General features: G+C 60.1%; 9 protein-coding genes and 2 pseudogenes. 7 read left to right on the top strand and 4 right to left on the bottom strand.

The genetic code is table 11. The features are described from left to right. The 3 genes and pseudogenes from AC1DXW_RS30120 to AC1DXW_RS30110 all read right to left on the bottom strand — a co-directional run. A partial coding sequence (locus tag AC1DXW_RS30120; RefSeq protein ID WP_477756089.1) for a hypothetical protein occupies nt 1-86 on the bottom strand: 86 nt, incomplete at its 3' end. A gap of 770 nt (nt 87-856) precedes the next feature. After that, nucleotides 857-1,690 (bottom strand): Ig-like domain-containing protein, encoded by an 834-nt coding sequence (locus AC1DXW_RS30115; protein WP_477756088.1) that lies wholly within the window; start codon nt 1,688-1,690, stop codon nt 857-859. Between the two features lie 118 nt (nt 1,691-1,808). After that, a pseudogene (locus tag AC1DXW_RS30110) lies at nt 1,809-2,369 on the bottom strand (hypothetical protein); the annotation flags it as partial. Nucleotides 2,370-2,648: 279 nt separating this feature from the next. Between AC1DXW_RS30110 and AC1DXW_RS30105 the strand changes: the two are divergent. From AC1DXW_RS30105 to AC1DXW_RS30085, 5 genes and pseudogenes are all read left to right on the top strand, one after another. Further along, entirely contained in the window at nt 2,649-4,094 is a 1,446-nt protein-coding gene (locus AC1DXW_RS30105) for a sensor histidine kinase (RefSeq protein WP_477756087.1), read from the top strand. A 242-nt stretch (nt 4,095-4,336) separates the two neighbouring features. Next, a pseudogene (locus AC1DXW_RS30100) lies at nt 4,337-4,534 on the top strand (hypothetical protein); the annotation flags it as partial. Between the two features lie 45 nt (nt 4,535-4,579). Then, nucleotides 4,580-5,692: an SCO family protein gene (locus tag AC1DXW_RS30095; protein ID WP_477756086.1), complete on the top strand. Its 1,113-nt coding sequence runs from the start codon at nt 4,580-4,582 to the stop codon at nt 5,690-5,692. Nucleotides 5,693-5,794: 102 nt separating this feature from the next. Continuing rightward, nucleotides 5,795-7,288 carry a sensor histidine kinase gene (locus AC1DXW_RS30090; RefSeq protein ID WP_477756933.1) on the top strand — a complete coding sequence of 498 codons (1,494 nt, stop codon included), beginning with the start codon at nt 5,795-5,797 and terminating at the stop codon, nt 7,286-7,288. Beyond that, a complete protein-coding gene (locus AC1DXW_RS30085; protein WP_477760843.1) occupies nt 7,257-8,690 on the top strand; it encodes a sigma-54-dependent transcriptional regulator in 1,434 nt (477 codons plus the stop codon). The genes AC1DXW_RS30090 and AC1DXW_RS30085 overlap by 32 nt, the downstream gene beginning before the upstream one ends. 9 nt (nt 8,691-8,699) lie before the next feature. On the opposite strand, the gene AC1DXW_RS30080 is transcribed toward AC1DXW_RS30085, so the two are convergent. Further along, the gene (locus AC1DXW_RS30080) at nt 8,700-9,080 is read right to left on the bottom strand and encodes a hypothetical protein (protein ID WP_477756687.1); all 381 of its coding nucleotides are present in this window, start codon (nt 9,078-9,080) and stop codon (nt 8,700-8,702) included. A 172-nt stretch (nt 9,081-9,252) separates the two neighbouring features. Between AC1DXW_RS30080 and AC1DXW_RS30075 the strand changes: the two genes are divergently transcribed. Both AC1DXW_RS30075 and AC1DXW_RS30070 read left to right on the top strand, forming a co-directional pair. After that, nucleotides 9,253-10,059: a class I SAM-dependent methyltransferase gene (locus AC1DXW_RS30075; protein ID WP_477756686.1), complete on the top strand. Its 807-nt coding sequence runs from the start codon at nt 9,253-9,255 to the stop codon at nt 10,057-10,059. 769 nt (nt 10,060-10,828) lie between these two features. Beyond that, nucleotides 10,829-10,967 (top strand): hypothetical protein (locus AC1DXW_RS30070; RefSeq protein WP_477757145.1); only part of this gene is annotated, 139 nt, incomplete at its 3' end.

Raw genomic sequence — 10,967 nt, 5'->3', positions numbered from 1 at the left:
GGATTAGTGTCGCTGACGTAATCGTCCAGGCTCTCGGGGAGCAGGGTCCTTTGACCTCGGTGTTCACCTTGAATGAAGCGTTTCATGGGCAGCCCTTGCGATGAAATCCGGGGCAATCATAGCAAGGGTTGGCTTTGGCGTTTTGACACACTCTGGGCCATGGATGGCCGATGGCGGCGGGCCCACGGAGCAGGACCGGAGCGAGGGCATGCCGAGCCACGGCGAGGCACCGAATGTCAGGGGCAAGAGCCCTTGGTTACTTGGGGCTTTTCCAAGTGACCCGCCGTAAGGGCGGAACCCTAAGTGGCCGTGACCGAAGAAATGGATATGTACACCCTCAAAAACCCACGTTGCCTGCCACGTCGCCATCGCGAGCTTGATGGCGGCCTGACAGCCGACCTGATTTCACGGATGTATCACTGCGTAGGAGCTGCCGAAGGCTGCGATCTTTTGATCTTGTTTGTAAGTAATAAAGCCAAAAGATCGCAGCCTCGTTGCACTCGACAGCTCCTGCAGGGAAATGCGCACGCATGAAGAACCAGGCCGCCTCGGATGCTCGCACACAGGGGCTTGAGTGATCACAACAACGGGTACAACCGGGACCCAATGTGGGAGCGAGCCTGCTCCGGGCGGCGTTCCGACGATGGCGGCTTGCGAGCCAGCCATTCACTTGCAGTTGTCCCAGCCCAATGGATTGAGCTTGGTCGGGCACCGCTCCAGTGATGGCAGCCAGACCACCGCTGGATTGCTTCCATCAATGCACCCGGCAAAAAACCGCGGCCCCCCACCTGAGGCCGCGGTTTTCCATAGGGTTGAAGCCGGCCCCATCAACCAATGTGGCTAATGGGGCGCGGGCTCAGTTGGCGATCACCGGCACTGTCCGCACGGAGCCTTGGGACGAGGTGATGGTGGCGGTCGGGTTCGCCGACGGAACGACCGTGGTGGTGTTGTTCACCGTCAACCGCCAGCGACCGTTCCCCTGTACGGTGGTGGTGCCCAGGGTGACCAGTCCGGTCGGAGTGGTCACCTTGATGGTGATGGTGTTGCCGGTGGTCACCGATGAAGTGCCGGCAAAGTCCCAGGTGAAGCGGTTATTGGAGCGGGCACTCACCGTTGCGGTGGTCACTGCGAAGGTTTCAACAGCAGGCCGTGGCGAGACCTGCACGGTGACCGTGGCCGGCGACGTCGACAGGGCGCCGAAGCTGTCCCGGGCGATGTAGGTGAAGGTCGTGGTGAAGGCCGTGGTGACGGTGGCCGGCGGAGTGTAGGTGAGCACCGTGCCGTTACTGCTGACAGTGCCGCGACCCGCCGCGGGTTGAGTGAAGCTGGCGACCGCTAGCGGCACGTTGCCTTCCGGGTCGGTGTCGTTGGCCAGCACGTTGATGGGGATCGCCACACCCGGTGTCGTGACGGCATCGGCGACTGCCACCGGAGGCCGGTTAGGCGCCACGGTGAGGGTCACGGTTGCCGCTGTCGTCGAGGCCAGGCCTTTGGCGTCCTGGGCCTTGTAGGTGAAGGTCGTGGTCAACGGCGCGTTGACGACAGCGGGAGGGGTGTAGACCACCGCCGTAGTGCCGCTCAAGGCCACGGTGCCCTGGCCGGCGGCCGGTTGGGTCAGCGCGGTAATGCTCAGCGGCGTATTGCCGTCCGGGTCCCTGTCGTTAACCAGCAGATTGAGGGTGATCGGCACGCCGACGCTGGTGCTGGCAGTATCGGCGACAGAGATCGGAGCCTGGTTCGCGCCGGTGTCCGGTGCAGTGCCGACGACTACGACCGGCTCGGTGTCACTGCCGCCGGCGGCGGATTTCACCGTAACCGATGTCCCGGGTCATGTTGATCGCCCGCCGGCCGGGGGTGTCGACGTTGAACACTTCGACGCCGTAGGGGTGGGTGATGACATAGGTGCCGGCGACGGGTACATCGATGCGAATACGGATACGGGCGAAGCTGATCTGGTCGCCCTCCAGTGGATCGCCGCCACTGAAGGCGGCTTCGAGCGCCGAGACATAGGTCAGGTCGATGCCTCGGGCGGCATCGACGATGGTGGTTTCGCCGGTGGCCCAGAACGCTTCGTCGGGGAAATTGGTCGGGAAGACCAACGGTTGAGTGTCGTCGAAAATACCGGGGTTCGGGATCAACGAGCACATGTAAGTCGGAGCGCCCGGCGCGCTGGCAACGCTGGAACTGACAGCCTTGGATAAACACAGGTCAAGGGTTCGGCCGTGGGTGTCCTGATACCAGGCGGCGAAATTGCCATTTGCTGGCAGGTAGGGTCCGGGGTCTACGGCAAACAGCGCTGCCTGGGCAATACCTTGGGCTAGAGCGGCTACGACCAGGGCGGTCGCGGTTTTGCACAGTAAAGGGTGCATGAGTATTCCCTCTATCGAAGTACCTGCCCCTCGGGGATGGGTCAGTTGGCAGGGAGTTTGGCAACTTCCATACCAATCAGCGAAAACGCCCGGGAGAGCCCCGGAGTAAAGGCGTTGGCGCAGTCGCGGCGCAGACCGGGAGGTTGGGAGACAGGCAGCTGTCCCCAACATTGGGGGTGGATAGGACGGCGGGGAGGGTGGGGAATCGCAGTCCCCAGGTTCGGGCAAACGGCTATGAGTGGGCTATAAACCTATAGGGGGTTTCCGGGAACCGTGTCCATGAACTCAATCACCAAAGTGCTTGTGACCGAAAGCGAAGCCCGCTTGAACACGCGCAAGCGGCCGTTCGATCTGCTGCGCTGGTTTTCGCTGATCAGCATGGCGGTGATCGGCACGGTGGCGGTGGCGCTGGGGGCGGTGTCCTCGCAGTTCGTGATTACCGAAAGCGTGCAGCGCGATGCACTGTTGACCTCGCAATTCATTCAGGCGGTTGCCTCGGTCGAGGTGCGCAATGTGTCGATTCCCAACATCCGGACCATGGGCGAGTTGCTCGACCCACGAAAAGACAAGGACTTTCCTGACGTCGACACGCTGTCCCGCGCCAGTGCCCGTGGTGATTTCCTCGACCATATCGAAAACTTGCCGGACGTGATCCTGGCCAACATCTATGCACCCGATCGCAGGGTGATCTGGTCGACCAACCCGGCCTTGATGGGCACCACGATCCATGGCGATGAAGACCTCGACCGGGCGTTCAGCTCCAGGCTTCCCGTGTCGACCAGTTACCACGATGTGGACAAATCCCGCATGGAACAGAAGTTCGTGGAGCCCCCCAAGTACATCTTCATCGAAAACTACATTCCCCTGTTCGACGCCGATGGCAGCACCGTCACGGCGATGGTCGAGATTTACAAGGAACCGCAGGACCTGATCAACCGCATGGAGCGCGGCCTGGTGCTGATCTGGCTGGCGACCGCCCTGGGCGGCGGTCTGATTTACCTGGGTCTGTACTGGATCGTGCGGCGGGCGGCGATCCTGCTGGCGGCGCAGCAGAAGCAATTGATCACCAACGAGACCTTTGTGGCGCTGGGGGAGGTGTCCTCGGCGGTCGCCCACAGTCTGCGCAATCCGTTGGCGAACATCCGTTCAAGCGCCGAGCTGGCGATAGAGTTCGACAGCGGTCCGGCACACGGGAACATCAACGACATCATTGGTCAGGTCGATCGCATGTCGAAATGGGTACGGGAGTTGCTCCAGTCCCTGCGACCGCTCAATGACGAAGCTGAACCGGTGAATCTGGTGGCGGCACTGCATGACAGCCTGATGGCTTACGAGCATCAGATCAGCAAGGCCAAGGTCAACGTGGTGTTCGAACCGGATCAAACGCCCATGGTCCTGAGCCAGCAGGTGCAACTGACCCAGATCCTCAACAGCCTGCTGTCCAATGCGGTGGAAGCCATGGACAGCGGCGGTACGCTGACCATCCAGATCGAGCCGCGCGATGCCCAGCGCGTCAGCGTGAAGGTGAGCGATACCGGCAAAGGCATGAGCGAGGAGCAGCGCACATTGGCCTTCCGGCCGTTCTTTACCACCAAGCAGAGCGGGCTGGGCGTCGGGCTGGTGCTGGTCAAGCGGATCATGGAACGTTTTGGCGGTGCGGTGACCCTGGATAGTCGTGAAGGCGAGGGCACCACTGTCCGTCTGTTGTTTAATCTGGTCCCCTGAAAAAACGGGGATGAACTATCCCCCAATATTGGGTTTCAATCCCCGGTCATTTCCACGGTCATCGCACATTGATATTGGTAAGTCATTGTTTTGTAAAGTGTTAGTGCTTTTGTACAAGAAAATTACATAATTGGCGAGGTCCTTGCAGAACCCCCATCACCCCCATCACGACATCGAGGCGGCTGGTGATGGAAAAAAAAGGGCAGTACAACTTCAAGCGTTCAGGACTGTTAACGCCCTTGAGCGTCCTGCCGCCCGCCGTGCAGCCCCGTTTTAATTACCCCAACAATAACAAGTCCAGCCCGTTGTTCGGTGCGCAGCCATCCACGCAACAACTGCTGTTGTTCGAAGCATTCGGTCCGGCAAAACCTGACCCCGCCACGCCGGCGGCGTCCTTGCCGTTTCCACCGGCGGCCACTGGTCCGTTGCCACAACAGGACGGGTCCTGAAGTGGTTGTCAAACCCTGAACAGGGAGGGCGTCGAGATGAACATGAGGCTGCATTCACCACGCTCACGAGCCTTGGGCATGCACCTGGTGCTGATGATGGTGACCGGTTTGCTGGCCAGCCAGCTGCTGGTCGCCAGCCAGCCGACGTCGACGCCCGCACCTGCTCCTGCATCCACTGCCGAACCCGCTGTCGTTGAAGCCGCCACCCCGTGGGGAGGCGACTATTTCCCCAACACCCTGCTGACCGACCAGGACGGTCAGCAGCTGCGTTTTTTCGATGACATGATCAAAGGCAAGGTGGTGGTGATCAACTTCATCTTCACCTCGTGCAGCGACTCCTGCCCCCTGGAAACCGCGCGCCTGCGCCAGGTGCAGAAACTGCTGGGGGATCGGGTCGGCAAGGACGTCTTCTTCTATTCCATCAGCATCGACCCCTTGAGTGATACCCCCAAGGTGCTCAAGGCCTATGCGCAACGCTTCCAGGTCGGGCCCGGGTGGAAATTCCTCACCGGGGAATTCGCCGACGTCACCGAGCTGCGCAAGAAGCTGGGGCTGTTCATCGAAGGCATCGATAACGGGCGCAACAAGGACCACAACCTCAGCCTGATCGTCGGCAACCAGGCAACGGGCCGCTGGATGAAAGCCTCGCCGTTCGAAAACCCGTGGATTCTGGCCGACCAACTGGCCAATACCTTGCAGAACTGGAAACAGCCCAGTGTGGAAGAAAGCTATGCCGATGCACCGCAAATCCGTCCGCCGAGCAATGGTGAAGAGCTATTCCGCACCCGTTGCGCATCTTGCCACAGCCTCGGTCCGCTGGACGGGCAGGGCATCGGCCTGCACAGCATCGGCCCGGACCTGATCGGCGTGACCCATCAGCGCGATCCGGCCTGGCTCAACCGCTGGATCCGCGAACCGGATCGCATGCTCGCGGAAAAGGACCCGATTGCGATGGAACTGTTCGATCGCTACAACAGGATCCCGATGCCCAACTTGCGGCTGGATGAGCGTTCCGTCCAGTCCATCATCGATTTCCTGCAGGAAGAAACCAACCGTCAGCATCCGCCGGTAGTGCCATTGGCCAGTGGTAACGAGGAGCCTGAACATCATCATTCGGTCGCGCAACCCGACATGACCCAGGTGCAATAGCGTCGAAATAGTTACGTGGGCCAGTCAATTGCTATCAATGTTACCTACACTGACTTGATACCCGGCTGGAAAGGCTCGATCTCAAAGACTCAGGACAAAGCCATGCAGATACTGGAACAACAAAAAGTAGCTGCGCCGCAGGCTCCGGCAGTACCGCGCAAGGGTTGGCGGCCGCAGTTCAACTTGCTGCGCTGGTTCTCCCTGGCAAGCTTTTTCATCATCGCCGTGGTGGCGCTGGGGCTGGGTTACATCTCCACGCGCTTTGTGGTCGATGAAAGCATCGAGCGCGATTCGATGCTGACTGCGCAGTTCATTCAAACCATTGGCGAGGCCGAAATCCGTCATGCCAGGATTTCGCCGGGCAGAACCATGGGCGAAATGCTCGACCCACGCATGGACCATGCCGATTCCGACATCAACCCCGAAGCCCGGGCCGCCGCGCGCGTTGAGTTTCTCGACCATGTGGAGCATCTGCCGGACATCCTGCTGGCGACGGTGTACGCCCAGGACCGCACCGTGGTCTGGTCGACAAACTCCGAGTTGATTGGCATACGCATCGAAGACGACGAGGAGCTGGATGAATCTTTCGAAATGAAATCTCCGGTGTCCACCCGCTACCACGAGATCGATGAGGAGCGCCCCGAGCAACGCCTGCTGCGCGAACCGGAATACCTGTTCGTCGAGAACTACATTCCGATGTTCAATGCCGACAGAAGCAAAGTGATTGCCATGGTGGAGATCTACAAGGAACCGGTGGACCTGGTGGAACGCATCCAGCGTGGCTTCAAGGCGATCTGGCTGGCCACCCTGATCGGCGGGGCGGTCATTTACCTGGGGCTGTTCTGGATCGTCCGGCGCGCGGCGATACAGCTGCAGAGCCAGCAGAAACAGCTGATCGCCAACGAAACCTTTGTCGCCTTGGGGGAAATGTCCTCGGCGGTCGCCCACAGCCTGCGCAATCCACTGGCGAACATCCGTTCCAGCGCCGAACTGGCCCAAGGCATCGCCAGCCAGACCGCACAGAAAAACATTGGCGACATCATCAGTCAGGTCGACCGCATGTCGCGCTGGGTCCGTGAATTGCTGGTGTCGTTACGACCGATGAATGACGACTGTGAAACGGTCGACCTGGTGCTGGCCCTCGATGACACCTTGAGTGCCTTTGAGTCCCTGATCAAACGTTCGAACGTCGAAGTGCGCTTCTCTCCTGTCAGCGTGCCACCGGTCGTCAGCCAACAGGTGCTGCTCACGCAAATACTCAATAGCCTGTTTGCCAACGCACTGGAAGCCATGCCCAAGGGTGGCGTGCTGACGATCGAGATCGATTCCTCTGTGCCCGGCGACTTGAGCATGACCCTGACCGACACCGGCAAGGGCATGTCCAAACAACAGCAACAACTGGTCTTCAAGCCGTTTTTCACCACCAAGCAAGGTGGGTTGGGTGTGGGCCTGGCCCTGGTCAAGAGAATAATGGAGCGGTTTGACGGCTCGGTCGAACTGACCAGCCGGGAGCAGGAAGGAACCCGTGTTTGTCTCAATTTCAAAGTGGCAACGGGAGGGGCATATGGAGCACAGCATTCTGTTGGTCGAGGATGACGAAATCCTCGCCGAGAATATTCAGACTTACCTGGAGCGCAAGGGCTTCGAGGTGACCGTTTGCTACTCGGCTGAAGACGCACTGGAGCAATTGGGTGCTTTCGCTCCTGACGTGGTACTGACCGACAACTCGTTGCCGGGCATGAGTGGTCACGACCTGATCCAGAAGCTGCGCGTCAGCGCGCCGGATCTGAAAGTGATCATGATGACCGGCTACGGCAACGTCGAAGACGCCGTGGTGGCGATGAAAGAGGGCGCCTTTCACTACGTCACCAAACCGGTGGCCCTGCCGGAGCTCAAGCTGCTGCTGGACAAGGCCCTGGCTACCGACCGCATGGAGCGCACGCTGTCGTTTTACCAGGAGCGCGAAGCCCAGAAGTCGGGGTTGCAGGCGCTGATTGGCGAGTCGGCACCGATGGCATACCTCAAGGGCATCATCAGCCAGTTGCTCGACGCCGAACGGCGGATGGCCAACAGTGATCTGCCGCCGGTCCTGGTGGAAGGCGAGACCGGCACCGGCAAGGAACTGGTGGCCCGGGCCCTGCACTTCGACGGCCCGCGCAGCAAAGGCCCGTTCATTGAATTCAACTGCGCTTCGATTCCGTCCAATCTGGTGGAATCGGAACTGTTCGGCCACGAGAAGGGCGCCTTCACCGACGCCAAGGAGCGTCGCATGGGGCTGGTGGAAGCGGCCGATGGCGGCACGCTGTTCCTCGATGAAATCGGTGAAATGGACCTGCTGTTGCAAGCCAAGCTGCTGAAGCTGCTGGAAGACCGGACCATTCGCCGGGTCGGTTCGGTGAAGGAGCGCAAGGTCGATCTGCGGGTGATCAGCGCCACCAACTGCAATCTCGAACAAATGGTCCAGCAAGGCAAATTCCGCCGCGACCTGTTTTTCCGCCTGCGCATCATTTCGATCAAGGTGCCGCGCCTGTATGCCCGGGGTGCCGATATCCTGCTGCTGGCCCGGCACTTCCTGGGGCTGCATGGCAAACGCTACGGCAAGCCGAACCTGCATTTCAGTAATCAGGCCGAAGATTTGCTGCTCAGCTACAGCTGGCCGGGCAACGTGCGGGAATTGCGCAACATGCTGGAGCAAACCGTGTTGCTGGCGCAAAGCGACACCATCGCCGTCCATCAGTTGAACGTCTGCCTGAGCCTGGTGGATGAGCCACCTATGTTTCATCACGAGCTGCAACATTTCAGCGAACCGCGTCCCTCCTACAACGGCAACGAATCCATGAACCTGCCGGAAGTGGAGCGCGACATGGTGCGCAAGATGCTCGACAAGACCGACTGGAACGTCACCAAATCGGCACGCCTGCTGGGTCTTAGCCGGGACATGTTGCGCTACCGGATCGAAAAACTCGGCCTCGCCCGCCCGGACAAACGCCAGTGGTAGGGGGCGTTCTCACTGCAACACCGGGCCTTGCCTCATGCAGGACAGCACGCAACCGGAGTCCTGGACTTCCTGGTTCACGTAGACGCCATGTTCCGGATCGTAGCTGCGGACAAACACGCGAACCGTGGCGTCGGCCACAGTCGGCAGGCGCGAGTCGGAGAACACGTGCTCACTTGAAACCGGAATGAACTCCCCGGGTGCGGTCGGGAGGTACGAACCTGGTGGCACGATGCTCATGGACAGTGGTACGGGGTGCGCGAAGGGTTGGTCGGCGCCGTAATAGTTGAATTCACTGCTGTAGTTGGTGGTGTTTGGCATGTCGTCGGCGTGGGCGACGGCGGTCGCGCTCAGGCAGACGGCGAGCAAAAGCGTCAGATTGGTTTTGTTCATGGCAACACCTGCTAAATCGGTTTAACCACATTTCTCCCAAGGTCATTAACTATAGCTGCCGCCGTGGGCAGCCGTTGGTGCTGTGCGGATTACAAGTTCGCAACACCTGCCAGGAGGAGGTTGATCTAGACTCCGGCCGGTCAAATCGACGACCCGAACCCTGGAGCGTGCAATGGAACTGCCGACAAAAGAACAAGCCATCGCCAGTAACCGCGAGGCCTGGAATGACTCCGCCCGTCACCACAAAGCTTCCTGCGAATGGCAAGCCTTGTTGAAGGACGTGGCGCACGCGGATTTCTCCTGCCTGGATGACACCTTGACCGCCTTGCTGACCCAGACAGGTGTCGACGGCAAGGAGGTGGTGCAACTGGGCTGCAACAACGGCCGCGAAAGTCTGTCGCTGTTTGCCCTGGGCGCGCGTAGCGTGGTGGGCGTCGACCAGTCTGAAGCATTTCTCGAACAGGCACGGGAACTGGCGTCCCGCTCGCCCCATGCGCCGCAATTCATCGAAGCGGACATTCACCATTTGCCTGCGCAACTGCAGGAGCGCTTTGACCTGGCGCTGATCACCATCGGCGTCCTGAACTGGATGCCGGACATCGGCGAATTCTTCCGCCATGTGGCGTGCACGCTGAAGCCGGGTGGGGCGCTGGTGGTGTACGAAACCCACCCGTTCCTGGAAATGTTCGACCCCGAGGCTGCCGATCCTTTTCGCGTGTCCAGCTCATACTTCCGTCGCGAACCGTTCGTGCAGCACGAACCGATCGTCTACGAAGGCAAGGTCGAACAGCCGTCGGCGGCGTCCTACTGGTTTGTCCACACCCTGGGCGACCTCTTCAGCGCCGCCATTGCGGCAGGGCTGCAGATCCGTCACTTCAAGGAGTACCCGCACTCCAATCGCGAAGAACTCTATGACCGCTATCAGCAGCAGGTGGCGCAGTTGCCGTTGTGTTTTACGTGGGTGGTGGTGAAGAGCTGACAGCCGGCCTTTGCTTTGTTGACTGAGTACATATCCGTTTCTGCGGTAACGGCGACTTATGGTTTCGCCCTTACGGCGAGTCCCTTTTGGCAAACGCCGGAGTGCCGGCCCAGCCCAAAAGGAACCAAAAGGTCTCGCCCCGAACGTCCGGCCCCTCGCTAAGGCTCGGGGTTCCTTCGCTCCGGTATTCATCCGGGGGCATCGCCCTCCGGTCGGCTTCGCTTCGACCTATATGCAATGAGTTCGACTGCGTCGAACGGCGCTGCGCGCCCATCCCCGGATGAACACCTCCACTCAGCCTGCCGAGGGGGCGGGTGGATCAAGATCAAGAGCTGCAGGCGAGCTAACGCTCGGCCTGTTGAGTGGTAAAGAGCAGTTGGTGTACGCCGACCCATTGTGGGAGCGAGCTTGCTCGCGAAGGCGGCCTTATGGCCGACCAATCTCTTTCGGCTAAACGCATTCCCCCTGTAGGAGCTGCCGAAGGCTGCGATCTTTTGATCTTGCTTGTAAAAAATAAGGCCAAAAGATCGCAGCCTCGTTGCACTCGACAGCTCCTACAGGGAAACACGCACGCATCAGAACCAGGCCGGCCGGTAGGCCGCCTCGGATGCTGTTGCGGTGTACGCCCCCTCGTGAGGCCGAGTGGAGGTTCTGCGCAGTGGGCAACCCGGCATGGATGCCGGGTTAGCCGCCGCCGGCCCAGAGTGTGTAAAAACTCCAAAGCAAACCCTTGCTATGATTTCCCAGGATTTCATCGCAAGGGTTGCCCATGAAACGCTTCATTCAAGGTGAACACCGAGGTCAAAGGACCCTGCTCCCCGAGAGCCTGGACGATTACGTCAGCGAGACTAATCCGGTGCGTGTTGTCGATGTCTTCGTTGATGAACTTGACCTGATCACCTTGGGTT

The sequence above is a fragment of the Pseudomonas sp. P4_C4 genome, assembly GCF_056402055.1.
This window is presented reverse-complemented; position numbering and strand designations above follow the sequence as displayed.

Coding starts and splice junctions, on each gene's coding strand:
- AC1DXW_RS30105 (WP_477756087.1), top strand. CDS start 2,649: ATGAACTCAATCACCAAAGTGCTTGTGACCGAAAGCGAAGCCCGCTTG.
- AC1DXW_RS30095 (WP_477756086.1), top strand. CDS start 4,580: ATGAACATGAGGCTGCATTCACCACGCTCACGAGCCTTGGGCATGCAC.
- AC1DXW_RS30090 (WP_477756933.1), top strand. CDS start 5,795: ATGCAGATACTGGAACAACAAAAAGTAGCTGCGCCGCAGGCTCCGGCA.
- AC1DXW_RS30085 (WP_477760843.1), top strand. CDS start 7,257: ATGGAGCACAGCATTCTGTTGGTCGAGGATGACGAAATCCTCGCCGAG.
- AC1DXW_RS30080 (WP_477756687.1), bottom strand. CDS start 9,080: ATGAACAAAACCAATCTGACGCTTTTGCTCGCCGTCTGCCTGAGCGCG.
- AC1DXW_RS30075 (WP_477756686.1), top strand. CDS start 9,253: ATGGAACTGCCGACAAAAGAACAAGCCATCGCCAGTAACCGCGAGGCC.